This is a genomic window from Micromonospora sp. DT227 (assembly GCF_049841835.1).
Taxonomy (GTDB): Bacteria; Actinomycetota; Actinomycetes; order Mycobacteriales; family Micromonosporaceae; genus Micromonospora.
Map to the genome: position 1 here is coordinate 106,530 of NZ_JBNCLA010000011.1, position 24,561 is coordinate 131,090.

Annotated in this window: 18 protein-coding genes and 5 pseudogenes; 16 read left to right on the forward strand and 7 right to left on the reverse strand. The window is 73.3% G+C overall.

All coding sequences use genetic code 11. From position 1 onward, the window contains the following. Positions 1 to 3: 3 nt before the first annotated feature. Genes ACLQ2W_RS29250 through eda form a run of 4 tightly spaced genes read left to right on the forward strand, consistent with a single transcriptional unit; the run spans position 4 to position 3,933 of the window. Entirely contained in the window at positions 4 to 990 is a 987-nt protein-coding gene (locus ACLQ2W_RS29250) for a sugar phosphate isomerase/epimerase family protein (RefSeq protein WP_425790516.1), read from the forward strand. A gap of 3 nt (positions 991 to 993) precedes the next feature. Next, positions 994 to 1,977, forward strand: a complete 984-nt coding sequence (locus ACLQ2W_RS29255) for a 1-phosphofructokinase family hexose kinase (RefSeq protein WP_425790518.1) — start codon at positions 994 to 996, stop codon at positions 1,975 to 1,977. Next, the gene (locus ACLQ2W_RS29260) at positions 1,974 to 3,320 is read left to right on the forward strand and encodes an FGGY-family carbohydrate kinase (protein WP_425790520.1); all 1,347 of its coding nucleotides are present in this window, start codon (positions 1,974 to 1,976) and stop codon (positions 3,318 to 3,320) included. Before ACLQ2W_RS29255 ends, ACLQ2W_RS29260 begins: the two co-directional genes overlap by 4 nt. Next, complete coding sequence (gene eda, locus ACLQ2W_RS29265; protein ID WP_425790522.1) at positions 3,307 to 3,933, forward strand: bifunctional 4-hydroxy-2-oxoglutarate aldolase/2-dehydro-3-deoxy-phosphogluconate aldolase; 627 nt, start codon at positions 3,307 to 3,309, stop codon at positions 3,931 to 3,933. The genes ACLQ2W_RS29260 and eda overlap by 14 nt, the downstream gene beginning before the upstream one ends. A gap of 519 nt (positions 3,934 to 4,452) precedes the next feature. Here eda and ACLQ2W_RS29270 read toward each other — a convergent pair. Next, the gene (locus ACLQ2W_RS29270) at positions 4,453 to 5,910 is read right to left on the reverse strand and encodes an SDR family NAD(P)-dependent oxidoreductase (RefSeq protein WP_425790524.1); all 1,458 of its coding nucleotides are present in this window, start codon (positions 5,908 to 5,910) and stop codon (positions 4,453 to 4,455) included. Between the two features lie 676 nt (positions 5,911 to 6,586). Beyond that, entirely contained in the window at positions 6,587 to 7,582 is a 996-nt protein-coding gene (locus ACLQ2W_RS29275; protein WP_425790526.1) for a hypothetical protein, read from the reverse strand. 242 nt (positions 7,583 to 7,824) lie between these two features. Between ACLQ2W_RS29275 and ACLQ2W_RS29280 the strand changes: the two are divergent. Both ACLQ2W_RS29280 and ACLQ2W_RS29285 read left to right on the forward strand, forming a co-directional pair. Continuing rightward, a pseudogene (locus tag ACLQ2W_RS29280) lies at positions 7,825 to 7,945 on the forward strand (integrase core domain-containing protein); the annotation flags it as partial. Further along, positions 7,946 to 8,149: pseudogene (locus ACLQ2W_RS29285) on the forward strand (hypothetical protein); the annotation flags it as partial. A 327-nt stretch (positions 8,150 to 8,476) separates the two neighbouring features. Here ACLQ2W_RS29285 and ACLQ2W_RS29290 read toward each other — a convergent pair. Both ACLQ2W_RS29290 and ACLQ2W_RS29295 read right to left on the reverse strand, forming a co-directional pair. Beyond that, a pseudogene (locus tag ACLQ2W_RS29290) lies at positions 8,477 to 8,752 on the reverse strand (transposase); the annotation flags it as partial. Continuing rightward, positions 8,736 to 9,317, reverse strand: coding sequence for a DinB family protein (locus tag ACLQ2W_RS29295; protein WP_425790528.1), 582 nt, complete (start codon positions 9,315 to 9,317; stop codon positions 8,736 to 8,738). The pseudogene ACLQ2W_RS29290 and the gene ACLQ2W_RS29295, both read right to left, overlap by 17 nt. A 5-nt stretch (positions 9,318 to 9,322) precedes the next feature. Between ACLQ2W_RS29295 and ACLQ2W_RS29300 the strand changes: the two genes are divergently transcribed. The 8 genes and pseudogenes from ACLQ2W_RS29300 to ACLQ2W_RS29335 all read left to right on the forward strand — a co-directional run bounded on the left by ACLQ2W_RS29300 (position 9,323) and on the right by ACLQ2W_RS29335 (position 18,029). Next, positions 9,323 to 9,451: a hypothetical protein gene (locus ACLQ2W_RS29300; RefSeq protein WP_425790530.1), complete on the forward strand. Its 129-nt coding sequence runs from the start codon at positions 9,323 to 9,325 to the stop codon at positions 9,449 to 9,451. Positions 9,452 to 11,064: 1,613 nt separating this feature from the next. Beyond that, positions 11,065 to 11,340: pseudogene (locus tag ACLQ2W_RS29305) on the forward strand (DinB family protein); the annotation flags it as partial. 646 nt (positions 11,341 to 11,986) lie between these two features. Further along, the gene (locus tag ACLQ2W_RS29310; RefSeq protein WP_425790531.1) at positions 11,987 to 12,889 is read left to right on the forward strand and encodes an alpha/beta hydrolase family protein; all 903 of its coding nucleotides are present in this window, start codon (positions 11,987 to 11,989) and stop codon (positions 12,887 to 12,889) included. A gap of 209 nt (positions 12,890 to 13,098) precedes the next feature. Continuing rightward, the gene (locus tag ACLQ2W_RS29315; protein WP_405093691.1) at positions 13,099 to 13,884 is read left to right on the forward strand and encodes an ABC transporter ATP-binding protein; all 786 of its coding nucleotides are present in this window, start codon (positions 13,099 to 13,101) and stop codon (positions 13,882 to 13,884) included. Beyond that, the gene (locus tag ACLQ2W_RS29320; protein WP_425790532.1) at positions 13,881 to 14,654 is read left to right on the forward strand and encodes an ABC transporter ATP-binding protein; all 774 of its coding nucleotides are present in this window, start codon (positions 13,881 to 13,883) and stop codon (positions 14,652 to 14,654) included. Before ACLQ2W_RS29315 ends, ACLQ2W_RS29320 begins: the two co-directional genes overlap by 4 nt. Before the next feature lie 27 nt (positions 14,655 to 14,681). Further along, positions 14,682 to 15,560, forward strand: coding sequence for a branched-chain amino acid ABC transporter permease (locus tag ACLQ2W_RS29325; protein ID WP_425790533.1), 879 nt, complete (start codon positions 14,682 to 14,684; stop codon positions 15,558 to 15,560). Beyond that, positions 15,557 to 16,657 (forward strand): branched-chain amino acid ABC transporter permease, encoded by a 1,101-nt coding sequence (locus tag ACLQ2W_RS29330; protein ID WP_425790534.1) that lies wholly within the window; start codon positions 15,557 to 15,559, stop codon positions 16,655 to 16,657. The genes ACLQ2W_RS29325 and ACLQ2W_RS29330 overlap by 4 nt, the downstream gene beginning before the upstream one ends. An 82-nt stretch (positions 16,658 to 16,739) precedes the next feature. Beyond that, positions 16,740 to 18,029: an ABC transporter substrate-binding protein gene (locus tag ACLQ2W_RS29335; RefSeq protein ID WP_425790535.1), complete on the forward strand. Its 1,290-nt coding sequence runs from the start codon at positions 16,740 to 16,742 to the stop codon at positions 18,027 to 18,029. Between the two features lie 107 nt (positions 18,030 to 18,136). On the opposite strand, the pseudogene ACLQ2W_RS29340 reads toward ACLQ2W_RS29335, so the two are convergent. Then, a pseudogene (locus tag ACLQ2W_RS29340) lies at positions 18,137 to 18,323 on the reverse strand (acetyl-CoA C-acyltransferase); the annotation flags it as partial. 302 nt (positions 18,324 to 18,625) lie between these two features. Here ACLQ2W_RS29340 and ACLQ2W_RS29345 point away from each other — a divergent pair. Further along, entirely contained in the window at positions 18,626 to 19,234 is a 609-nt protein-coding gene (locus ACLQ2W_RS29345; RefSeq protein ID WP_425790536.1) for a TetR/AcrR family transcriptional regulator, read from the forward strand. A gap of 48 nt (positions 19,235 to 19,282) precedes the next feature. Further along, complete coding sequence (locus ACLQ2W_RS29350) at positions 19,283 to 22,030, forward strand: LuxR C-terminal-related transcriptional regulator (protein WP_425790538.1); 2,748 nt, start codon at positions 19,283 to 19,285, stop codon at positions 22,028 to 22,030. A gap of 27 nt (positions 22,031 to 22,057) precedes the next feature. Here the strand turns inward: ACLQ2W_RS29350 and ACLQ2W_RS29355 are convergent, their stop codons facing one another. Then, a complete protein-coding gene (locus ACLQ2W_RS29355) occupies positions 22,058 to 23,131 on the reverse strand; it encodes an alcohol dehydrogenase catalytic domain-containing protein (protein WP_425790540.1) in 1,074 nt (357 codons plus the stop codon). Then, positions 23,128 to 24,546: an aldehyde dehydrogenase family protein gene (locus ACLQ2W_RS29360; protein WP_425790542.1), complete on the reverse strand. Its 1,419-nt coding sequence runs from the start codon at positions 24,544 to 24,546 to the stop codon at positions 23,128 to 23,130. Before ACLQ2W_RS29360 ends, ACLQ2W_RS29355 begins: the two co-directional genes overlap by 4 nt. Positions 24,547 to 24,561: the final 15 nt, after the last annotated feature.

A 24,561-nucleotide genomic window follows, 5' to 3' on the forward strand; every position in this document is an offset into this window, starting at 1 on the left:
GCCGTGAAACCACAACCCTTCCGTCAGTACGACCAGCGCGTCGTCCGCGCCTTCGTGGAGGCCCGCCGGGCGCACACCGAGAACGAGCCGCGCCTGAAGTTCGGTTGGAGCAACTGGGGCTTCGGCACCGAGGAACTGGGCGTCTCGGCGGCCCGGTTGGAGCACCACGGCGTGCGCCACATCGAGCTGCACGGCAACCTCTACTCGCCCGACCTCGGCTACCGGCCCGAGGAGACCCTCCGGGTGCTCGGCGACCACGGCATCACCGTCTCCGGCGTCTGCGGCATGGTCACCCCCGACCAGGAGTTCGCGCACAACCTGCCGCACGTACGGGCCCGGGCGATCGAGTACTTCCGCCGCCAGGCGCAGTTCACCCAGGCGGTCGGCGGAAGCTACCTGCTCTTCGGCGCGGCCTCGGTGGGGCGCCCCGGCGCGCTGGACTCCTACGAGACGGAGCGCTCCGCGGCGACCATGCGTCTGGTCGCCGACGACTTCGCCGCCGCCGGCATCCGTGGCGCAGTGGAGCCGATCCGGCCCGAGGAGACCAGCATCGTGCACACCTTCGCCGAGGCGCTGCACCTGCTCGACCTGGTCGACCACCCGGCGATCGCGCACCTCAACGGCGACCTGTACCACATGCTCAGCGGTGAGCTGCACATCGGCGCGACCATCCTGGAGCACGGCCACCGGATGCTGAACCTGCACCTGGCCGACACCAACCGGCGGGCCCTCGGGCACGGGCTGCTCGACCTCGACGTGGTGATCATGGCGTTGTACGCCGTCGGCTACCAGCGCGGTGACAACTACTGCTCGGCCGAGCCGCTCGGCGCCGGCGGAAACCCGTACGCGGCGATGAACCTGCCGCCGGAGCCGGAGCGCCTCGACGAGCTGGTCGGCGTCACCGCCCGCACCTTCCGGGAACGGGAGGACGAGGTGCTGGCCGCCAGCGACGAGGAGCTGTACGCGCTCTACCAGATCGACTCCGAGTAACCCATGTCCTCGTTCACCCTGCACGTGGTCTGTCCCAACCCGGCGCTGGACCGGCTCCAGGTGGTGGAGCACTTCCACCCCTTCGAGGTCAACCGGGTCACCGCGGTACGTACCCTGCCCGGTGGGAAGGGCATGATCGTCGCCCGGGGCGCCCGCCGGCTCGGTGCCACGGTCACCGCGTACGGCTTCCTGGGCGGCGCCAGCGGCGAGGTGATCCGGCGGGGCTGTGCCGATCTCGGCGTCCAGGACCGACACGTCGAGGTCACCGGGGAGACCCGGGTGACCCCGGTGGTGATCGAACGCAGCACCGGCCGCTCGACCGTGCTGAACGAGCGCGGTCCGGAGGTCACCGCGCGTGACACCGAGCGGCTGCTGGCCGTCCTGGCGACCGAGGTGCAGCCCGGTGATGTGCTGGTCAGCACCGGCAGCCTCCCGCCGGGTAGCGGTGCCGACCTGCACGCCCGGATCGCCCGGACGGCCCTGGCCCGGGGCGCGACCGTCCTGGTCGACGCGCACGGCGACGCCCTCGTCCGGGTTCTGGACGACCTGCGGGCCGAGCCCGTGACCGGACGGTTCGTGGTCAAACCCAACGCCGACGAACTCGCCGGCGTGCTCGGCCATCCGCTGCCCGACCGGGACGCCACCGGCGCGGCGGTCCGGGAGCTGCACGCTGACACCGGCGCTACCCTGGTGGTGACGCTCGGCACCGACGGGGCGGTCTTCTTCGACGGCACGGTCGAGCTGACGGCCGACACCCCGACGGTGGAGACGGTCAACGCCACCGGATCCGGGGACTCGTTCCTCGCCGGCCTCGCGGTCGCCCTGGGCGACGGCGAGCCGCCTGCCACCGCGCTGGCGCTGGCCGCCGCGATGGGCGCGGCCAACGCCGCCTCCCTCACCCCCGACATCGACCCCGAGCTGGTCGCCCGGCTCCGGCACCTGGTGACGGTCGAGCGGGTCGAACCGGGCGCGGTGGCCTCCCGATGAGCCAGTTCATCGGCGTCGACATCGGCACCACCCGGACCAAGGTCGGCTGCTACGACGCCGCCACCGGCCGGCTGGTCGCCCTACGCCACACCCCCACGCCGGCCGAGGCCGACCCGTGGGGCGGGCGTCGGGACGCCGGGCAGGTCACCGGCACGGTCGTCGGGCTGCTGCGTCAGCTCCTGACCGATCCCGCGGTGCGTCCGGCCGCGCTGGCCGGCGTGTCGGTCGGCTCGGTGGGGGAGGAGGTCGTCCTCCTCTCCGGCGCCGGCCGGGTCACCGCGCCGGTCCTGGTCTGGCACGCCCGGCACGGCCGCTCGGCCCGGGAGACCGATCCGCTCGCCGGCCGGTGGCCGGAGACCGACGACACGTTCTCCGTCTTCAAGCTGCGCTGGTTGGCCCGGCACCTGCCGGAAACGGTCGCCGCCGCGCGGAGCTTCACCTCGCTCGCCGACCACGTGGCCCGGGACCTGCTCGCGGACCGCGCCGCACCGGTCTTCCTCAACGTCTCGCACGCCTCCCGCACCGGGCTGCTGGACCTGCGCGCCGGCGCCCTGCGCGCCGGCGCCCTGCCCGAGCTGGGACTGCCCGGGCTGGCCGCTCCCGAGCTGGTCGACAGCGCGACCGTGGTGGGGCGGGCCTCGGGCGCCGGGGTGCTCCCCGCCGGGGTCCCGGTGGTCACCGGCGGGCACGACCACATGTGCGGCGCGTTCGGCAGCGGCGTCCGTCGCACCGGCGACGTCTACGTCTCGGCCGGTACGTCCGAGGCCCAGCTCCTACTGTTGGAGCAGTTGCCGGCGAACCTCGCGCCCGGTGTGGACGCGGGCGTCTTCGTCGCCGGCGGGCTGCGGTTCGTGCACCGGGCCACGCCGTCGGGCCGGTACTACCAGGCCTGGCGGAACCTGCTGTACGCCGACGTCGACGACGCGACCATGTGGGACGAGCTGGCCGGCGTCGCCGACGAGACCGGCCCGGCGGAGATCGACGCGGACCAGCAGCGGGCCCAGCTCGCCGCGTTGCCCATGGAGATCACGCGGGCGCACGCCATGGCCAGTCTGCTCAAGGGCCTCGCGGTGGAGGCCGAGACCACCACCGCCCGGCTCGGCCAGCTCGCCGGCACCGCGATCGCGGATGTCACCATCGGCGGTGTCGCCGCCGCCTGGCGGACCTGGCGCCGGCTGCGCCAGGCGGCCACCGACCGTAGGCTGCGCTTCGTCACCGAGCCCGAGCCGACCGTGCTCGGAGTGGCGGTCCTCGCGCAGCTCGGCGCCACCGGGGCCGCCGACCTGCCAGCTCACCTGATCACCGCCGACAACGAGGAGACGACCGCGGATGAGCATTCCTGACCTGCTGGGCCGGCACCGGATCGTGCCGGTCGTCGTGCTCGACGACGCCGCGCACGCCGAGCCGTTGGCGGACGCGCTCGCCAGCGCCGGCCTACCGCTCGCCGAGGTGACCTTCCGGACGCCGGCGGCGGCCGAGGCGATCGCCCGAATGTCCGCCCACGGCGGGGTGACGGTCGGTGCCGGTACGGTGACCACCGTCGCCCAGGTCGACGCGGCAGTCGAGGCGGGCGCCCGGTTCGTGGTCTCGCCCGGGCTCAGCGCGGCGGTGCTCCGACGCTGTGCCGAGCACGGCGTCTTCGCTCTGCCCGGCGCGGTCACCGCGACCGAGGTGATCACCGCCCTGGACGCGGGCGTCACGGTGCTGAAGTTCTTCCCCGCCGGCACCTCCGGCGGCCCTGCGGCGATCTCCGCACTCGCCGCGCCGTTCGGCCAGGTCCGGTTCGTGCCCACGGGTGGCATCGACGCCGCGTCGGCCGGCGACTACCTCGCCCTGCCGTCGGTGCTGGCCGTAGGGGGGAGCTGGATGGTGCCCCGGGCTGCCGTCGCGGCCGGGGACTTCGACCGGATCGCCGACCTCACCACCGCCACTGTGGCCGCCGTCGCCGCTGCGTGACGCGTCCGACCGGGTTCGGGCGGATCAGCCGCTGACGGCGGAGGAGTTGCCGACAAGCGACGCCACCCCGGACCGCGGCCAGAGTTGTGCGTGCTTCATGGTCGCACCGAGGGTTATCTGCGGTGGGGTGGCGTGGGTGGACCGCTGATGGAGACCCGGCCACCAGTCCGACGCCTGGGCCAGAGCGCACCGGCCGGACCAGCGGGCGTTGGGGGCGCACTGCCGCGACCACTGCGTTGAGTGACGACTTCTGCAGCCGACCGACCTCGGAGGGTGCGGTCGACCGCGGGGCGGTACCTACGAAGGGCACGCACGGGAACCTCCTGATCAGGGCTGTCAATCCATGATCAAAGTCCGAGCTGCCGGAGGAACCTCACTTCCTGCCTTACGCGGGCCGGCAGAGTCACCCGAAAGTCAGTCGACAGACGGGGCGGGGGACCTGGAACCGGACCGCCTCGTCTGTCCGGCGCCGTGGGTGCTTTCCTGGCACCGGCAGGGCTGGGTGTGGTGGGGCGCTGATCACCAGGCGCAGGGCGCGTAGTCCTTGAGGAAGCAGCCGTAGAGGTCTTCGCCCTGTTCGCCGCGGACGATCGGGTCGTAGACCCGGGCCGCACCGTCGACCAGGTCCAGCGGGGCGTGGAAGCCGGCGTCCGCCAGTCGCATCTTCGTCGGGTGGGGCCGCTCGTCGGTGATCCAGCCGGTGTCGACGCTGGTCATGAGGATGCCGTCGGCCAGCATCTCCTGGGCGCTGGTTCGGGTGAGCATGTTCAGCGCGGCCTTGGCCATGTTGGTGTGCGGGTGCCCGGGCCCCTTGTAGCCGCGGGCGAACTGGCCCTCCATCGCCGACACGTTCACCACGTACTTCCGGCGGGCGGTTGCTGCGGCCATCGCCGGTCGAAGTCGACTGACCAGCACGAACGGCGCGGTCACGTTGCACAGCTGCACTTCGAGCAGTTCGACCGGGTCCACCTCGTGCACCCGCTGCACCCAGCTGTTGACCGGGTCGAGGTCCGGCACCAGACCGCCGGCGTCGATGGCGGTGGCCGCGGCGATCCGTTCCGGCGAGGCGGAGCCGCTGGTCAGCGCCAACGCGGTGAGCGCCTGCGGGGTGACCGTGGCCGACTGCGGCGGGGCGATACGGCCCGCCGGGTCGCCCTGGCCGGTAGGTTTGGCGAACGTGACCAGCTCCGGCAGGGGGCCGTCCGGCAGGGCCGCCGCCTCCGCGGCGACGAGCTGCGCGTATGCCCCGGGCGTGCGGCGGACGGTCTGCGCCGCATTGTTGATCAGGATGTCGAGTGGTCCCTGGGCGCTGACCGAGTCAGCGAGGGCGATCACCTGGGCGGGGTCGCGTAGGTCGATCCCGACGATCCGTAGGCGGTGCAGCCAGTCCCCGCTGTCCGGCATCGCGGCGAATCGTCGGACCGCGTCGTGCGGGAACCGAGTGGTCACCGTGGTGTGTGCGCCGTCGCGCAGTAGCCGCAGCGCGATGTACATGCCGATCTTGGCTCGGCCGCCGGTGAGCAACGCGCGCCGGCCGGTCAGGTCGGTACGGGCGTCGCGGCGCTCCCGGTTGAGCGCGGCGCAGGGCGGGCAGAGCTGATGGTAGACGGCGTCCACCTCGTGGTAGCGCTGCTTGCAGACGTAGCAGCCGCGCGGATTGTGCAGGAAGCCGGCCGTGGCACCGACGGTGGGGGAGGCGAGCGGGATGCCCTGGGTCTCGTCGTCGATCCGGCCCGGGGCGCCGGTGGCGGTGGCCGCCGTCACCGCGCGGTCGGCCGCCGCGATGGCATCCCGCCGTTCCTCGCGTCGTCGCTGCTTGATCACCTTGTAGAGCTTCGCGGTGGCCCGTTGCACCCGCACCACGTCGGGGTGATCAGGAGGCAGGTGCTCCAACGCCTCGAAGACGCTGAGGCAGGTCTCCAGCCGTTCGCGGTCAATGCCGTCTTGACCGTTTTCGGTAATGTTGTCTGCCGTCATGCGTCGCTGTCTCGTCCCGTTCCCTGCGCCGGATCCACCCGGCCCACCCCAAGTCCGACCCGGAACTGTACGCACCGCACGGCCTCCGACGCATCCCGCCTCTGTTCGACAGCCCACGAGGCGACGACGTCGACGGGGTGATCTTCCACTCCGTGTCAGCGGGATCCGTCGGCTCAGCGGGGTTCGTCGTGGGGTCGGTGGTACGGCTCCTCCCAGCCTGGAGCGTACCGGCCGCAGCAGTCGAAACTACGGGGCCGGTGGTGCGCAGGAGCAGCCCGCGCATCACGGATCGCTGCACGACCCACCGGGGGCGGAGCCGGGACCGACGCCAGTTATTCGACGCCGCTTCGCCACACCTGCCACGCGGATGAGAGCTACAGGCCCCTGACGACTCTCCGCTCGGCTCTTCGCTGGCGCGTCTACGACGCTCCGCGCGAGGGTTCGGCGAAGCCCGAGGACCCGCCACTCCTGACCGCGATCCGACGCCCATCACAACCAGAGCGAGTTGTCCGCCGGGCTGGCGGCTCTCCCTGCCTTCGGCAGATGCCGTCCCGGAACGGGATGGGCTCGCCCCGGACCCGGGCGCATGCAGGGCAGCGTCAGGAAGGCGAGGGTGACCATCGGGACGTCGCCGAAGGCGTCGGCAGCGCCGACGGCCAGCGTCCGGCACTGCGGGTCAGCAGAACGGGGTCCCGAGTTCGAAGTGGCCCGGGTTCTGCACCTCGTCGATGGCTCCCGAGGCGCTGCTCCGGGCCAGGATCTTCTGGTAGCTGGCGTGTCCCTGAGAGATCAGCGCTCCATCGGCGTCCAATGTGCTGTGGTCGGCGCACCGCATCGGACTGATTGAGAAGGGATGACCGCCGTCGTCTATGACGATGTGTCGGGCCTCGTCCCCGATGTGGTAGTCGATCTGGATTTCGAAGGACACCGCCGATCGGGTGGTCATCGACCGGATGACCACGACGTCCTGGGCGGCGTCTTTGATCGTGAGGGTCTTCTTCAGGAAGTAGGGCTCGCCCGGTTTGTAGCCTCCGTTGTCGTCGTCGAGCGCGATCCGTGCCTGCGGTTCGACGTCGTCGAAGTTGAACACCATCTCGGCGGTGTTGCCGCCTTCCTGCGGGGGGACCAGCAGCAGCGTGCCGTCGTACGGCTTCTGGTGGTGGATGTTGACGGGCTTGATGCTGTCTACTCGGATCGGCTGGTTGCGGTGGCCTTCGACGGTCAGCCGCAGCGTCTGCTGCGGGACCTCGGCGCCGCCGACCGCCCGCAGTTCGCCGGCGAGCCGGTCCAGGGTGTACCCGTCGACCTCCGGGGCGGTGTACGACGACTTCGCCAGGAAGCTCCTCTGCGCGGGGGTCAGGGCGACTCCTTCGGGCAGTGCGATGATCCAACCGTCATTCTCATGGGTGATGGTGTAGCGGACATCGTCCTTCGCCCGCGTGACCTCACGGATCCAATCCTTGACGGCCGGGCCGTCGACACCCTCGCGCCCCACCCACGCCAGGAGCGTGGTGAGAACACCGGTGACCACCACGGTCGCCACGCCGGCGATCCAGGCGGCCGGCTTGCTCAGGCGCCGCCACCACGGCACGGGAGGCTGTTTCTTCGGTTGCCTGTTCGGCGGGACCGCCTTCGTCGTACGCGCCGTTGCCTTCCGCTTCTTCCGCGACATCCTGCCCTCTCCTCAGAACCCGCATCCCGCCCCACGTCGGGCGCCCACAACTGCCGGGCGACATCCCGACAGCGCAGAGTACAGAGGCGATCACGCAGACCGAGGCAAGGTGGCTCTTGTCCGCTATGAGCGTTTCGCGGCGCAGCCGTTCATCGAGCGAGCCGCTCCTGCTTCGCAGCCGGCACCGAGCTGTGCCCGCCACCGCTCCCGGCGACGGCGGACGAGGTGCGCCACGATCTACCCTGGACAACGCGTTGATGGAGTCCACCCCCGGCCTCTACAAGGCCGAGCTGATCAAACCTCGGGGCCCGTGGCGCAGTCTCGCCCAGGTCGAAGGCCACCGCCGAGTGGGTCGGCTGGTACAACAACCAGCGCCTGCACTCCGCCGTCGGGCATGTCCCACCGCGCGCCCAGTGGCGACAGTGCTCGCCTGGTCTACGCCACTCGGGTCAGCAAGGGCCAAGGGTCGGCCGCGCCAGCCACAGCGGGGACCGACCGTCGGACATGACGTCCACATCGGCTGCTGCCGCGGCCATCGCCGCCACGACTGCGGCCGACGAGTGCTGAGCCGCGACGGGCAGGGCCGAGTCATGCCCGAGCGGCATGCAGGGGTCGACTCCCGCTGCCAGACGAGCCCGCACCTCATCCTCGCAACCACCAGCCCACAACGGCACTCCATCCCGCTCCGTCATGACCAGCCCTCCCGTCGCCGGGCAACGACGCGACGCTAAACGACGCATACGACACACTTCGCGGGAGAATGCCGATAGCTCCACCAGAGCAAGGGCAAATGTGAATCGAGCCAAAACGCGCCGGCCGCGCCGCGTGCGCGTTCGGCTAAGGCGTGTTTCATAAATCGGTCAGAGCCACTCAGTGATGATCGTGATGGTTAGGACGGGCCTGCGCATCGCCCGCGGCCTGCAATGCCGACAGGGTCTTGTCCCAGGTCCCGTCACGCTGCCACCGGCGGAACAGGCCGTAGACGGTGGGCCAGGGCGCATACTCAGCCGGGATGTCCCGCCATGGGGCGCCGATGCGGATCCGCCACCGAATCCCATCAATGAGCTGTTGTTTCTCCCACTTCGGCGGACGGCCTGTCCTCGGCGCGGCAGGCGGCAGCGGAGCCAGAACAGCCCATTGCCCGTCGGTCAGGTCATGCCGCCTCGTCAGCCGACCTGGCGGCCTGCTCGATCTTCGCGCAGTAGGCTGCACGGGCTTCCTCGTCGATCTGGTTCTCGTGTTCGGGGCGCAACCCGGTCCGGCCGTCGAGGCTCTCGCGCAGGATATCGGCGTGCCCGGCATGCCGGATGGACTCGCCGAGGACATGGACCATGATGACGAACAGGTTCGTGTCGGCGTGAGGCTCCGGCCACCACGGCACGTGGCCGGGGGCGTCGAGGGGAAGCGCGTTGATCGTCGCGTCCGAGTGTTCCCACATGCGCCGGTAGAACGCGATGATCTGATCGCGGGTCTCGTCCTCGGTCGCCCACAGATCGCTGCCGTTGGAGTCCTGCCACCGGGGCAGCGGTTCCGGGGAAGGGCGGTCGAAGACCTCGCCGAAGTACCTGGCCTCGACGGTGGCCACGTGTTTGACCAGGCCGAGGAGATTGGTCCCGGTCGCTGTCAAAGGTCGGCGGGCGTCGTATTCGGACAAACCGTCGAGTTTCCAGAGCAGCGCCTTGCGGTCTCGCCGCAGTCTCCCGTGCAGGTTGGCTTTCGCGAAATCATCGATCATGCGGCATGAGCCTGCCATGGGCTACTCGTGGTCTCAAGATCCTGTACGTGGTCCGCAACGACCGGCAGAGCCGAGACCTGGCCACGGCAACCGCCCTGACCTGCTACAAGCAGCTCGCGAGACTTGCCACGTGAGACAACCTCTTACGAAACACGCCTTAGCCGGAGTCACCCGCGGCGGCGACCACCTGAGCCAAGCCAGCCCAACGCCACCTTGCTCGTGGGCGCTCGCCGGGTACTCGGTGGTGCTGACGGTCGCCTCGGTGGTCGTCCTCGTCGGGCTCCCGACCTCTTCGCGACCCCGGGGACAAGAACCAGGTCATCGTGCCGGTGCCCGGAATGGTCACGATCGCGCTGGTGTTGCTGCAACTGGTCGCCGCCGCGCTGTCGGCATGGTGGACGTGGCCGCGGGCGGTCGCGGTCGCCGTCGCGATGCTGTCTCTGGTCACCGTGGTGACTGAGTGTCCCGCTGGCGTCGGCTCGTCCGCACCGGTCGGAACGGCGGGCCGGCCCCCGACTCTGTCTGCGGCCGCGACCCGCTGTCATCAGCCGGCCGGCGCACGCTGTTCACCGGCCGTCCGGTCGGGGTGGGAGCCAGACGAGGTGAACAGCGAGACCTGCGGGTCTGCGGAGCGTAGTGCCGGCCGCACGGTGGCCACCCGCTCCACGACGACGATCCGGTGGCGGAGCCTGCCGCCGCCGCGAGCCGCTCGACGGGCGGGCGCCCCGGTGGAGCCGCTCCGGGGAGCCCGCTCACGATGAGCGGGCGCCCCGGCGGCTGGCTCGGCTCGACCGGTGCTGCCATCCCCGGGTCAGGTGACGTGCGGTACCCGCGCGGTAGGTCGGGCAGGATGGACGTCACCGGTGGGTCCGGGCTCTGGCGCCGACATGTGCCATTACCTGGGGTGGCGCGGTTGCAGGGATGAGTGGGGACCCGGGAGATGCGAGCGCGCAGCAGGCGGGCAGTGGTTGCCGTCCCTGCATCCTGCTCGCGCCGGCCGACAATCCGGTCGGGCGATCACCTCCGTCGCCGGTATCGGGTAGGCCCTGGCCCCTGCCCGCGGCTGGAGTTGAGCGATCGTGCGCGGAGCGCCGCGTGATGCGGTCCGGGGCGGGGCCACCTCGCCTCCCGCCTCGGTTCGGGTCCACGGCGGCCCACCGCGGGACGCACGAGATACCCCCGTGAGTTCTGCGGCTCAGCGGGCGGGACGAGTGGTTCGCAACATGGCTCCCGCACCAGGGTGGACCGGCTGCGCCGGGCGATCAGGGGCTCGAGAAGGATGCCGGCGGCGAGGCTGGACGAGTTGTCGAGGAGTTCGCCGGTTGCACTGACGTGGAACGTGCCGTCGCCGAGGCCGGGATTGCAGCGGCCCACGAGCAGGGAAGGGTGCGTGCGCCGAAGGGTTCGGGACAGCACGGCATGAGGATGCGTAGACATGGCCTGATCTCTCTGAGGACGTGACAGACGGCATGGGAAAGAGCCGACGGCGACGTCGGCGACCGATGCATGGGGAAGGTGTCAGGTCTAGAGAGCAGGCGGCGTCACGCGGGGTGAAGTCCTCTCGTGAGCGGGTGGAGAAGATCCAGTTAGAAGCTAGGCCGGACGAACTGGCGAGGCTACCCATTTTGGGGTACGGGCAGCGAAGTCTTCGCTGACCGTCCGTGGCCGGCGAAGTGGCCAGGGCGGGCCGGGAGGGTCAGCAGACTCGGTCGAGGGATGTGATTCGGGCCTGCGCGAGGTGCTGGACGTGCGCCGGCGGCCCGCCCCGGACGTTTGGTCGCCGCTGGAGTGCACGTGCCACGTGCGGGACGTGTTCCGGGTGCAGGGAAGGCGTCTCACGCTGGCGCTGTGCGTGTCGGAGCCGGAGTTCGCGCCGATGGGCCGCGACGAGCTGGTGGTCACCGAACGCTACAACGCCCAGGACCCGGAGGTGGTCCTCGCGGACCCGACCACGGCCGCCGACGCGTTCGCGGCCCGCTTCGCCACGCTCGGCGAGGTGGAGTTGGCCCGCACCGGCGTCTACCGTGGCCGCGGGGGGAGGTGCGTCCGCTGCTCCGGCTCGGCCGGCACACCGTGCACGAGGCCGGGCACCACCTGCTCGACATCCGCCACGCTGCCGAGCCGCGGACGGCAGGCAGGGCCTGACGCCTCTCGGCGTCAGGCTTGCGGCGGCGAGGCGAACCGGGACCGGCCGCCGCGACGGCACCTCGCCAACTGGTCGCAGAGTCAGTGGATCGGCGGGAGTCGGGGCGCTGCTCCTCGTACGTCCGGCCGTCGAGCAGGTGGGACGGTTGCGTCGGCGCGGCAGCAGGGCGGCCGGGTGACGGTGAGCAGTATCAGCCCGGAGCCCGTGCAGCTGGTGGTGACGAAGGTGCCGACGACGAAGTCGAGCCCGCGCTCGATGAGCGATGGCGGCACCGGAACGTGCCGGCCGGAGTGCCTCCCGGGTGGTCCGGCGGCCCGGCTCGGCACGGCGACGCGGTCCGCGCCTGGCCGGCGGGCTCGAAACCGGACAGCCGTTGATCAGCCGGGGAACCCGTCGGTCCACAGCAGGTAGACGTTGTCGCCCACCCCGCAGCGGTACCGGCGATTTTGCCGATGCGGACGAGGGCGGGCAGGGCAAAGGATGACATCTGTCGATGTAACCCCACCCGTAGGGAGTGCCCGGCATGTCATCACCAACCACCACCCATCCCCGTTCCCCCGCTGCTCGTGCCGTCGGGATGGCGCTGGCCGCCGTCCTGGCCGCCGGCGGCGTGCTCGGCGCGTCGTCCGGCGCCGCGCAGGCCGCGGAAAACCCGTACGAGCGCGGCCCCGACCCCACCGTGGCGATCCTGGAAGCCAGCCGCGGCCCGTTCGCCGTCGCCACGGACAACGTCTCCTCGCTCAGCGTCACCGGCTTCGGCGGGGGAGTCATCTACTACCCGACCAGCACGAGCGCGGGCACGTTCGGCGCCATCGCCATCTCGCCCGGCTACACCGCGGCCTGGTCCAGCATCGACTGGCTCGGCCCCCGGATCGCCTCCCACGGCTTCGTGGTGATCGGCATCGAGACGATCACCCGTCTGGACCAGCCGGACAGCCGGGGCCGGCAGCTGCTGGCGGCGCTGGACTACCTGACCCAGCGCAGCTCGGTGCGGGGCCGGATCGACGCCACCCGGCTCGCGGTCGCCGGCCACTCGATGGGCGGCGGCGGGACGCTGGAGGCCGCCGCGTCGCGCCCGTCGCTGCAGGCCGCCGTGCCGCTGGCGCCGTGGAACCTGGACAAGACCTGGTCCGGGCTCCAGGTGCCGACCCTGATCGTCGGTGGCGAGGCGGACACCATCGCCCCGGTCGCGACGCACTCCGAGCCCTTCTACACCAGCATCCCGGCCTCGGCCGAGAAGGCGTACCTGGAGCTGAACGGGGCCAGCCACTTCTTCCCGCAGACGGTGAACACGCCCACCGCCCGGCAGATGGTGGCCTGGCTGAAGCGGTTCGTCGACAACGACACCCGGTACGAGCAGTTCCTCTGCCCGGGACCGACCGGTCTGGCGATCGAGGAGTACCGCAACACCTGCCCGAGCGCCTGACCCCGTCGGGCGGCCCTGACCGCCCCGGCCGGACCGCCGTCGCCCCGCGCGACGGCGGGCTGGCTGCCGTCCGGTCCCCGGTGCACGGTGCCCGGTGGGGTCCGGGCTCGCCGCCGGCGCGGGCGCCGGACGGAGGTATTGACGCCGGAGGCGAGAAACGTACACTCCGAGTGTAAATATCGCGTCCCGCCGGACCGAGGGATGGGCCAATGGAGCAAGGGCTCGCGCTGCACCACATCGGGGTGCGCTTCGGTGGTCTCACCGCCCTCGACGACGTCTCGCTGCGGGTGCCCGCCGGCCGGGTGGTCGGCGTGATCGGCCCCAACGGCGCGGGGAAGACCACCCTGTTCAACGTCATCTGCGGCTTCGTCGCCCCGGACGCGGGCACCCTCACCCTCGACGGCCGCCCACTGCGGCCCCGGCCGCACCGGCTGACCCGGCTGGGTATCGCCCGGACGTTGCAGGGCACCGGGCTCTTCGCCGGGCTCACCGTGCTGGAGAACGTGATGGCCGGCGCCACCCACACCGCCCGTGCGGGCTTCCTGCCGGCGCTGCTCGGCCTGCCCGCCAGCGACCGCGACGAGCACCGGCTGCGCCGGGACGCCCTCGACGTGCTCGACCGGCTGGGCATCGCCGGGTACGCCGCCGCCGCGCCGGGCACGCTGCCCTTCGCCGTACGGCAGCGGGCCGCCCTGGCCCGCGCCCTGGTGGCCCGGCCCCGGCTGCTCCTGCTCGACGAGCCCGCCGGCGGCCTCGGCGCCGAGGACATCGCCGAGCTCGCGGAGCTGATCCGCGAACTGCCCGGTCGTGACCCGGACCCCTGCGCGGTGCTGCTCGTCGAGCATCACATGGATCTGGTGATGTCCGTCTGCGACGACATCGTGGTGCTCGACTTCGGGCGGGTGATCGCCGCCGGCACGCCGGACGAGGTGCGCGACGACCCGGCGGTCGCCGACGCCTACCTGGGCGCGGCCGTGGACGAGGCCGCCGCATGAGCGGGCGAATCAGCCGGCCCGACGCGCCGGCCCCGCACGGCGGTGGCGCGAGCGGCGGGGACCTGCTCACCGTGCGAGGGCTGGTGGCCGGCTACGGCGCCGCGCCGGTGCTGCGCGAGGTCGACCTCGCGGTCCCCGCCGGTACCATCGCGGCGGTGGTCGGGGCGAACGGCGCCGGCAAGACCACCCTGCTGCGCGCCCTGTCCGGCATGCTGCGCCCGCTGGCCGGCCAGGTCGTGCTCGCCGGGGAGGACCTGCGCGGCACCCCGGTGGAGCAACTGGTGCGCCGGGGGATGGCGCACGTCCCCGAGGGGCGCGGGGTGATCGGCGAGCTCACCGTGGACGAGAACCTGCGGCTGGGCGGGCTGTGGCGCCGCGACAAGGCTGACTCCGCCCGCGCCCGGGACGAGGTGTACCAGCTTTTCGAGCCGCTGGCCCGGCGTCGTGGCCACCTCGGCCACCAGCTCTCCGGCGGCGAACGGCAGATGCTCGCCCTCGGCCGGGCCCTGGTCGGCCGGCCCCGCCTGCTGCTGCTCGACGAGCCGTCGCTCGGCCTGGCGCCGCGGGTGGTCGCCCAGATCATGGCCCTGCTGCGCCAGCTGCGCGACGGCACCGGGCTGACCGTGCTGCTGGTCGAGCAGAACGTCCGCAGCGCTCTCTCCGTCGCCGACCAGGGGATCGTGATGTCCCTCGGCCGGGTGGTCCGCGCCGCCCCGGCGCAGCGGCTGCGTGACGACGTCGACCTGCGGCACGCGTATCTCGGATTCTGAACCCCTCGTCTCCTCCGAAGGAGGACTGTGGAGCGCTTCGTCTTCCTCACCTTCGACGGCTTCTCCCGGGGCGCCGTCTACGCGGCGTTCGCGCTGGCACTGGTGCTCATCTGGCGGGCCGCGCGGATCGTCAACTTCGCCCAGGGCGCGATGGCCGTCGCGGCCGCGTACGTCGCCTACAGCGTGTCCGTGTCGACCGGCTCCTACTGGCTGGGCTTCCTGGCCGCGCTCGCCGCCGGTCTGCTGCTCGGCGCGGTCGTGGACCGGGCGGTGATGCGCTTCGTCGACCACGCCTCACCGCTCAACCCGGTGATCGTCGCGCTCGGGCTGGTCCTGGTGATCCAGGCCGTCCTCGGCATGCTCTACGGCAACGAGTTCCACCCCGCCGGGACGCCGTTCAGCCGCGCCGCGCTCACCGTCGGCGGGTTCGCCGTCGGCTCACCGTACGACCTGTTCGTCTTCGCCACGGTGGGGGTGACCATGGTCGCGCTTGCCTGGATCTTCGCGCGTACCTCGGTCGGCCTGCGGATGCGCGCGGCGGCCTTCGCCCCGGAGGTCTCCCGCCTGCTGGGGGTCAACGTGGGCGGCATGCTCGCCCTCGGCTGGGCCCTCGCCTCGGGGGTGGGGGCCCTGGCCGCCATGCTGGTGATCCCCACCGAACTGGGCCTGCACCCGAACGCCATGGACCTGGTCTTCGTCTCGGCGTTCACCGCGGCGGTGGTCGGCGGACCGGACAGCCCGCCGGGGGCGGTGGTCGGCGGACTGGTGGTGGGTCTGCTGCTCTCCTACGTCAGCGGATACGCCGGCAGCGACCTCACCCCGCTCGCGGTACTGGTCCTGCTGCTGGCCGTGCTGCTGGTCCGGCCCGGCGGGCTGTTCGCTCCGGTCGCCGCGAGGCGGGTGTGAGCGCCACCCGGGCGGCGGCGCCGCAGCGGGCGGCCACCGGCACGCGCGCCGACGACCGCCGCGGGTCCACTCTGCTGCGGCACCTGGCGGTGGCGGCCATCGCGGCACTGCTGGTGCTGGCGGCGAGCTACGGCCTGGCGCCGTTCCGCAACTTCCAGCTCGCCACGGTGGCCGCCTACCTCTGCGCGACCGCCGGACTGACCGTCCTGACCGGACTCAACGGTCAGCTCTCGCTCGGGCACGGCGCACTGATGGCGACCGGCGCCTACACGGTGGCGCTCTGCCAGGGCGCGTTCGCCGACCACGGGATGACCGACGGCTGGCTGCTCCCGCTGTCGCTGGTCGCGGCGGTCCTGGTCACGGTGGGCGTCGGTGCCGTGGTCGGGGCGGCCGCCGCCCGCCTGCGCGGTCCGTACCTCGCCGGCGTGACGCTGGCCGTCGCGGTCGTGGTGCCCGCCCTCACGGTCACCTTCGACGACGTCTTCAACGGCGACCAGGGGCTATCGGTGCCGGTCGAGCCGCCGCCGCTGGCGCTCGGCGCCTACTTCCCCTACGAGCGGTGGCAGCTCTGGATCGCCACGGCGGCCACCCTGGTCGCCCTGGTGCTGCTGGCCAACCTGGTCCGCAGCCGGTACGGCCGCACCTTCCGGGCGGTCCGGGACGACGAGGTGGCGGCCCGCCTCGCCGGCATCCACGTGGCCCGTACCCAGGTGCTCGCCTTCGTGGTCAGCGCGGCCGGCGCCGGGCTCGGCGGCGCGCTGCTCGCGGTGCTTGCGCAGAGCGTCTCGCCCGGGGGGTTCTCGCTGACCCTGTCGCTCTTCCTGCTCATGGCCGTGGTGATCGGCGGTCTCGGCCGCCTCGTCGGGGCGCTCTGGGGAGCCGTCCTGCTGGTCGCCCTGCCCGACCTGACGCACTCCGTGACCGACCTGTTCACCGTCTCACCCGCGGTGGCGCAGCGGCTGGAGGGCAACCTGCCGTTGGCGATCTTCGGGATCACCCTGGTCGTCGTCATGATCGCCGCGCCCGGCGGCGTGCAGGGACTGCTGTCCCGGCTCGGCCGGGAGCTACTGGCCCGGTGGCCGGGGCGGCGGTCCTAGCAAGCCCCGGCGGCGCGGCCGCCGGCACCCAACCCACCACCCGATTCAGGAGAACCGGACCGAAGAAAGGTCGGTGTTCCACATGCACCCTACGACACGACGTGGTCTCGCGGTCGTCAGCACCATCGCCCTGCTCGTCGCCGCCGCGGGTTGCGGTGGCGACGAGGGCCCGGGCGGCGCCGGGCGCGGGACGGTGCCCGGCGTCACCGACACCGAGATCGTGGTCGGCACCCACATGCCGCTGACCGGGCCGGCCTCGGCCGGTTACTCGAAGATCGCCCCGGCCACCAAGGCGTACTTCGACTACGTCAACGCCAACGGCGGGGTGCACGGCCGGAAGATCACCTACAAGATCATGGACGACGGCTACAACCCGGCGAACACCCAGCAGGTGGTCCGCCAACTGGTGTTGCAGGACAAGGTCTTCGCCGTGCTCAACGGGCTCGGCACGCCGACCCACACCGGCGTGCTCGACTTTCTCAAGAGCAACCGCGTCCCGGACCTTTTCATCGCCTCCGGCAGCCGCAGCTGGGACCAGCCGGACAAGTATCCGGGCTCGTTCGGCTTCAACCCCGACTACACGGTGGAGGGCAAGATCCTGGCCAACCACGTGAAGACCGCGCTGCCCGGCCAGAAGGTCTGCTTCCTCGGCCAGGACGACGACTTCGGCCGGGACAGCCTGGCCGGGGTGGAGCAGGTGCTCGGCGCGGGCGCGGTGGCGGTCAAGCAGACGTACGTCACCAGCAACACGAACGTGGCGCCGCAGATCGGCGCGTTCAAGGCCGCCAACTGCCAGGTGGTCGTCCTGGCCACCGTGCCCGGTTTCACCGCGCTGTCGATCGGCACCGCCGCCCGGCTCGGCTTCAAGCCGCAGTGGCTGGTCTCCAACGTGGGCGCCGACCACCCCACGCTGGCCAAACAGCTCGGCGCGGCGGCCGGCCTGCTGGAGGGCATGGTCGGCGCCAACTACCTGCCGATGCAGAACGACGCGGCCAACCCGTGGATCCAGCTCTTCACCAAGGTGAACAAGGAGCACAACGGGGACGCGCCGTTCGACGGCAACACCGTCTACGGGATGGCGGTCGGCTACCTCTTCGTGCAGGCGCTCCAGGCCGCTGGTCAGGACCTCACCCGGGAGTCCCTGCTCAAGGCGGTCGCCAAGGGCGGCTTCCAGGGCCCCGGGCTCGCGCCGCTGCGCTACTCCGACAGCGACCACTCCGGCTATGGCGGGGAGCGGCTGACCCGGGTCGGCGGGGGCGTGCAGGCCTACTTCGGGCCGACGTACGAGACGGACGAGCACGACGGGCCGGTGCGTGAGTACACCGCCCAGCCGGTGACCCCGCCGGCCAACGGGATCCCGACCGCGTCCTGAGCCACCGCGCCGGGCGGGCGGGGTCACCCACGACCCGTCCGCCCGGCACCGTAGCCGCGCCGGCCGGGCGGGCCGGTCAGCTCAGCCGCTCGACGATCGTCGCCATGCCCTGGCATGGCGACGTAGACGTCCGGCGGCTGGTCGTCGTCGCGGGGGTCGAGCTGCGGCACCTGGTCGAGGGCGGCCCGGACGATGGTGGCGGCCAGGTCGTCCGGGCGCAGATCGCGCAGGGAACCCCTTGTTGGCGCGGCCGATCGGGGATCGGGCGGCGGCGACGCTGACGGCTTCCGGCATGACGGTGCCCTCTCCGGAGTGCACATTATATTTGCATCGACGGTGCTGTTATGACCGAGCCCGTGTCAACGAAATGTGAGATGTTGGGCGAGATCCGTCGTTGACGTTCACCGAAGGGCCTCATACTGTTTGCATCGTGAATGCAGATTCCCGCGCGCTGCGCCTGGTCGACGGCCCGGACGAGGTGCACCGGCAGTCGCTGGCCCGTCGCGAGCTGCGCCGACACCGCTCCGACGCGCCGACGGCGCACGTCTAGACTCGGCGGGCAGTGAGGCGTGACAGCGTCGAGGAGGGCAGCGCGGATGGGTGGGGTGCAGGCGCCCGGCCGGGTGGACGGGCGGACGGCCCGGGCCGCGCGGACCCGGGCGGCGATCGTCGAGGCCCACCTCGCGCTCATCTCCGAGGGGGACCTGCGGCCGACCGGCGAGCGCATCGCGGAGCGGGCCGGCATCTCGCTGCGTACGCTCTGGACGAACTTCAAGGACATGGAGACGCTCTTCGAGGCCAGCGGGGCGGAGGTGCTCCGCCAGCAGGACGCCGCGTACCGGCCGATCTCACCGACACTGCCGTTGGCCAAGCGGGTCGACGCGTACTGCCGGCAGCGGGCGCGGTTGCTGCAGCTCATCGCGCCCTCCGCGCGGGCGGCGCAGATGCGGGAGCCGGTCTCCGACCAGCTGCACCGCAATCGGCTGGTGCACATCTCGCGGGTCCGCGAGGAGGTCGAGCAGCTCTTCGCGGCCGAGCTGGCAGAGGCCGGGTCCGGTCGGGAGCAGGTGCTGCACGCGGTGGTCGCGGCGAGCATGTGGCCGGCCTGGTCGATGCTGCGCGACGGGCTGGGGCTGGGCGTGGACCAGGCGCGGGCGGTGATGGCCCGGACGGTGGGCGCTCTGCTGGCCGGCGCTCCCCGCTGACCGGTCCGAACTCTTTCCATCCGGTTTCCGATAGGTGACACTCGATGCATGGTTGCTGCATCGTCAGTGCAAATAACTGGGCTGTCGGGTCGGGACGCCGAGTGCGCGGCCGTCCGGCGGCTGGTCGACGGCCTGCCGGACGCCGGGGGAGCGCTGCTGGTGTGGGGCGAACCGGGCGCTGGCCGCAGCGTCCTCGTCGGCTACGCCCACCGGTACGCCACCCGCTGTCACCGGCTGGCCGGCGCTGGCCTGGCGGACGAGGCCGCGCTGTCGTACGCGGGCCTGCAACGCCTGCTCGACCCGCTGCTCGACCGGGCCGACGCCCTGCCCGAGCCGCAGCGCGGGGTGCTGCGGCGGACGCTGGCCGGCGCGGGCTGCCCGGCCGACCACCGGCTCGCCCTGTCGATGGCCGTGCTGGGACTGCTCGCCGCCGCCGCCCGGGAGCGCCCGCTGCTCTGCACGGTCGACGACGTCGATCGCGGCGACCCGCCGACCGCGGAGGTGCTCGGCTTCGTGGCCCGCCGGCTGCGTCACCTGCCGGTTGCCATGCTGCTCACCGCCGGCACCGACGCGGTCGCCGCCGGCGTGCCCCGGCACCGGCTGCGACCCCTCGACGACCGGGCCGGCGCCGCGCTGCTCACCGACCGGCTGCCCGGGCTGGCCCCCCGGGTGGCCCGGGAACTGACCGCGGTCGCCGGCGGCAACCCGCAGGCCCTGGCCGACCTCGCCGAGGTGCTCACCCCGGGCCAGTGCCGCGGTGAGGAGCCGCTGCCCGACGGGCCGCCCCTCGACGGCGCGCTGGGTCGCGGGTACCGGGGCCGGCTGGCCGGGCTGCCCGCCGACACCCGGCGCATGCTGCTGCTCGCCGCGCTCGACTCCGACGGCGATCCGGCCACCCTGGGCCGGGCCGCCCGCGCCGACGGCACGTCGATCGAGGCGCTCGCCCCGGCCGAGGCAGCCGGGCTGGTCCGGGTCGGCCCGGAGCGGGTGGCCCTGGCGCAACCGCTGGCCCGGGCCGTCATCGCGGCGGACGCGACGCTGGCCGAGCGGCGCGCCGCCCACCTGCTGCTCGCCGGCGTGCTCGACAGCCCCGGACAGCACCTGCGCCGGACGCTGCACCGCGCCGCCGCGGCGGAGGGCCCGGACCCGGTGCTGGCGGCGGAACTGGAGGCCGTGGCCGGTGGGGCCGGCGGGGACGACGGGGTGGCCGCCCTGCACCGGGCCGCCGAACTCAGCGGCGAGCCGCGGCAGGCCAGCGCCCGGCTGGTCGCCGCCGCCGGTCGCGCCTGGGCGGCGGGGCAGCCGCGGCGTGCCGGGCGGCTGCTCGCCGAGGCCGCCGCGGCCGGACCGGTCGACCCTGTCGCGGCCGGCCGGGCCGAGCTGCTCCGCGGCGAGCTGGAACTGCGCTGCGGCTCGCCGTCGAGGGCCTCGACCACCCTGCTCGCCGCCGCCCGGGCGGTGTCCGGGGTCGACCGCATCGCCGCCCTCGGCGCGCTTGTCCGGGCCGGTGAGGCGGCCTGCCACACCGGCGACCAGTTCCGTTACGCCGAGGTGGCGCGCCGAGTGGCGGTCCTGCGCCGGGCCGAGGACCCGCCCGACGCGGAGTTGCTGACCGCGCTGGCCGCCGGGGTGGCGGCGACGCTGCGCGGTGACCACGAGCGGGGCGGCCCGGCTCTGCGCCGGGCGGTCGTGCTCGGCAACCGGCTGACCGGGCCGGCGCTCACCCCCGCCGCGCTGACCGGCGCGGCGGTCGCGGGCCTGCTGGTCGCGGTCGACAGCGTCGCCCACCGGCTCGCCGAGCGGGCCGTCGAGCTGGCGGGTGCCCGCGGCGAGGTGTCCGCGCTGCCCCGGGCGCTGGAGCTGCGCGCGATCGCGGAGTACTGGCTGGGCCGGCACGAGGCGGCGGCGGACACCTCCCGGGAGGGGTTGCGGGTCGCCCGGGACACCGGCCAGGTCAACTCCGCCGGGGTGCACCTGGGCATGCTGGCGGTGCTGGCGGCGGTACGGGCCGACCGGGAAACCAGCCTGTGCCGGATCCGCGAGATCGGCGAGGCGCCCGCCCCGCACAGCCGCCCGCGCGCGCTCGCCCAGTGGGCGCTCGCGGTGCTCGACCTGGTCAACGGGCGGCACGAGGCGGCCGCCGCCCGACTGGCCGCGCTGGCCCGCCCCGGCACCGGCCGAGGGCAGGTGCTGATCCAGGTGATGGCCACCCCGTACCTGGTCGAGGCCGCCGCCGGCGCGGGCCGGCGACCGGCCGCCACCGCCGCGCTCGCCGTCTTCGACCAGTGGGCCAGCAGCACCGCCAGCCCGTCCCGGCGGGCGCTCTCCGCGCGCTGCCACGCGCTGCTGGCCGCGCGCGGCAGCGCCGACGCCGAACGCGGCTTCCGCACCGCGCTGCGGCTGCACCCGGCGGATACGGGGGCGTTCGAACGGGCCCGCACCGAGCTGCTCCTCGGCCGGGAACTGCGCCGCAGCCGCCGCCCCCGGGACGCCCGGGAGCACCTGCACGCCGCCCGGGAAACCTTCGGCCTGCTCGGGCTGACCGTCTGGGCCGAGCAGGCCACCACCGAGCTGCGGGCGGCCGGCGAGTCGGTCGGCACACCGGAGCTGCCGGCCGCCCGGCTGCTCACCGGGCAGCAGCTACGGATCGCGCAGCTGGTCGCCGAGGGAGCCACCAACCGCGAGATCGCCACCCGGATGTTCCTCTCCACCCGGACCGTCGACCACCACCTGCGCAACATCTTCCACCGGCTCGGCATCCGGTCCCGCACCGAGCTCGCCCGCGCGCTGCACTGAACCCGGCGCGGCGGCGGGCGGCGACGGTCAGGGCAGCACGACGGTACGGGCGCCCTCGCCGCGGGCCATCCGGTCGAACGCCGCCGCGGCGCCGTCCAGGCCGGTCCGGTCGGTGATCAGGGCGGCCGGGTCCAGGGTGCCGTCGAGCACGGCTCGGGCCAGTTCGGGCACGTCGCGGTCCGGGTCGGACGAGCCGTACACCGAGGAACGCAGTGTCCGCCCGGAGTGGAAGATGTCCAGCGCGCTCAGGCTGACCACGTCGTCCCGCGCGCCCATCCCCACGACGGTGACCTGGCCGCCGCGCCGGGCGGCCCGCCAGGCGGCGCGGATGGTCACGCCGCGGCCGACGCACTCCAGGGCGTGGTCGACGCCACGCCCGTGGGTGCGCTCCCGGATCGCCCGGCTCAGCGCGTCGTCGGCGACGAGGAAGTCGGTGGCCCCGGCGGCGGCGGCCAGTTCGGCCTTGGCGGGCGACACGTCGACGGCGAGGACCGGGTCGGCGCCGGCGGCCCGGGCGGCGGAGACCACCGACAGGCCCACCCCGCCGAGACCGATCACCGCCACCGACTCGCCGGGTGCCACCCGGGCGGTCCGGCGTACCGCGCCGACCCCGGTGAGCACGGCGCAGCCCAGCAGGGCCGCGGTGGCGAACGGTAGCTGCGCCGGAACGTCGATCACCGCCTCCTGCGGCACCACCACCTCCTCGGCCAGCGCGCCGAGGCCGAGGGCGACGTGCAGCGGCGCACCGGCCGAGGTCCGGCCCCGGGCGGTCGCGGGGGAGCCCGTCCGCTCGCAGAACCACGGCTCGCCGTGACCGCAGTACCAGCACCTCCGGCAGGGCGGCGCCCAGTTCAGCACCACGTGCGCGCCGGGCCGGACCCGGTCGACGCCGGGGCCGACCTCGACCACCTCGCCCGCCGCCTCGTGCCCGAGCACCAGTGGGTACGGCGGCGCTACCGTGCCGTCGACCATGGACAGGTCCGAGTGGCAGACCCCGGCGGCCCGTACCCGCACCCGTACCTCGCCCGGCCCGGGTGCCGGCAGCTCCACCTCCTCCACCGTCAGCGGCTGGTCCACGCCTCGTGCGAGCAGCGCCCTCACCGCTGGATCGCCTTGGTCTGGAGGAACTCGTCGAGCCCGTAGCGACCCAGTTCCCGGCCGAGGCCGGACTGCTTGTAGCCGCCGAACGGGGCGAGCGGGTTGAACGGCGCGCCGTTGATGTCGACGGCTCCGGTGCGGATCCGCCGGGCGACCCGCACCGCCCGCTCCTCGTCGGCGGACCAGACGGCGCCGGCCAGGCCGTACCGGGAGTTGTTGGCGACGGCCACCGCCGCCTCCTCGTCGTCGACCGGGATGACGGCGAGCACCGGTCCGAAGACCTCCTCCTGGGCCAGCGCGCTGCCCGGTTCGACGTCGGCGAGCACGGTCGGGGCGACGAACCAGCCCCGCTCGGGCAGCACCGCGTCCGGGCCGCCGGCGATCAGCCGGCCGCCGTCGGTGAGCGCCCGGGTCACGTGGCCGGTCACCCGGTCCCGCTGGGCCGCGGAGACCAGCGGGCCGAGCCGGGTGTCCGGCGCGAACGGGTCGCCGGTCCGGTAGCCGTCGGCGGCCTTGGCGACCAGGTTCAACGCCTCGTCGTAGCGGTCCCGGTGCACCAGCATCCGGGTCCAGGCGGTGCAGGTCTGGCCGGAGTTGAGGAAGGCGTTGCCCACGCCGACCTTCACCGCGGTGGCCAGGTCGGCGTCGTCGAGGATCACGTTGGCGGACTTGCCGCCGAGCTCCAGCGCCACCCGGGCGATCCGGTCGGCGGCCAGGTGCGAGATCCGCCGGCCGGTGGCGGTCGAGCCGGTGAAGGAGACCATGTCGACGTCCGGGTGGGCGGCGATGGCCTCGCCCACCTCGACGCCGGTGCCGGGCACCAGGTTGACCACCCCCGGCGGGAAGCCGGCCTCGTGGATCGCGTCGAAGAGCAGGTACGCGGTCAGCGGGGTCAGCTCGCTGGGCTTGAGCACCACCGTGCACCCGGCGGCCAGCGCGGGCGCCACCTTCGCCATCACCTGGTGCAGCGGGTAGTTCCACGGGGTGATCGCCCCGACCACGCCGACCGGTTCGCGGACCACGAGCGAGTTGCCGACGGTCTCCTCGGCGGGCGGCCGGGCGGCCAGGTCGACGTAGCTGCGCAGTACGGTCAGCGGCAGGCCGACCTGTACCCGGGTGGCGACCCTGAGCGGGGTGCCCAGCTCCAGCGCGACCGTCTCGGCGGCGATCGCGGCCCGGCTGGCCAGCGCCGCGTGCAGGCGGTCCAGGACGGCGGACCGCTGCGCCGGGGTGGTGGCGGCCCAGCCGGGGAAGGCGGCCCGGGCGGCCGCGACGGCCCGGTCGACGTCGGCGGCCGTGCCGGCCGGTACCCGAGCCAGGAGCTCCTCGGTCGCCGGGTTGTGCACCGGGATGGTGTGCCCGGAGGAGGGGGCGACCCAGGCTCCGTCGAGATAGATGTCGGTTCGTGCGAGATCCATCGCGCCCCTCACCGT

Excerpts from the sequence above, each read along its gene's own strand:
- ACLQ2W_RS29260 (WP_425790520.1), top strand. The coding sequence starts at position 1,974 with ATGAGCCAGTTCATCGGCGTCGACATCGGCACCACCCGGACCAAGGTC.
- ACLQ2W_RS29345 (WP_425790536.1), top strand. The coding sequence starts at position 18,626 with ATGGGTGGGGTGCAGGCGCCCGGCCGGGTGGACGGGCGGACGGCCCGG.
- ACLQ2W_RS29360 (WP_425790542.1), bottom strand. The coding sequence starts at position 24,546 with ATGGATCTCGCACGAACCGACATCTATCTCGACGGAGCCTGGGTCGCC.
- ACLQ2W_RS29320 (WP_425790532.1), top strand. The coding sequence starts at position 13,881 with ATGAGCGGGCGAATCAGCCGGCCCGACGCGCCGGCCCCGCACGGCGGT.
- eda (WP_425790522.1), top strand. The coding sequence starts at position 3,307 with ATGAGCATTCCTGACCTGCTGGGCCGGCACCGGATCGTGCCGGTCGTC.
- ACLQ2W_RS29270 (WP_425790524.1), bottom strand. The coding sequence starts at position 5,910 with ATGACGGCAGACAACATTACCGAAAACGGTCAAGACGGCATTGACCGC.
- ACLQ2W_RS29295 (WP_425790528.1), bottom strand. The coding sequence starts at position 9,317 with ATGATCGATGATTTCGCGAAAGCCAACCTGCACGGGAGACTGCGGCGA.
- ACLQ2W_RS29300 (WP_425790530.1), top strand. The coding sequence starts at position 9,323 with ATGAGCCTGCCATGGGCTACTCGTGGTCTCAAGATCCTGTACGTGGTC.
- ACLQ2W_RS29255 (WP_425790518.1), top strand. The coding sequence starts at position 994 with ATGTCCTCGTTCACCCTGCACGTGGTCTGTCCCAACCCGGCGCTGGAC.
- ACLQ2W_RS29350 (WP_425790538.1), top strand. The coding sequence starts at position 19,283 with ATGGTTGCTGCATCGTCAGTGCAAATAACTGGGCTGTCGGGTCGGGAC.
- ACLQ2W_RS29310 (WP_425790531.1), top strand. The coding sequence starts at position 11,987 with ATGTCATCACCAACCACCACCCATCCCCGTTCCCCCGCTGCTCGTGCC.
- ACLQ2W_RS29335 (WP_425790535.1), top strand. The coding sequence starts at position 16,740 with ATGCACCCTACGACACGACGTGGTCTCGCGGTCGTCAGCACCATCGCC.
- ACLQ2W_RS29275 (WP_425790526.1), bottom strand. The coding sequence starts at position 7,582 with ATGTCGCGGAAGAAGCGGAAGGCAACGGCGCGTACGACGAAGGCGGTC.
- ACLQ2W_RS29315 (WP_405093691.1), top strand. The coding sequence starts at position 13,099 with ATGGAGCAAGGGCTCGCGCTGCACCACATCGGGGTGCGCTTCGGTGGT.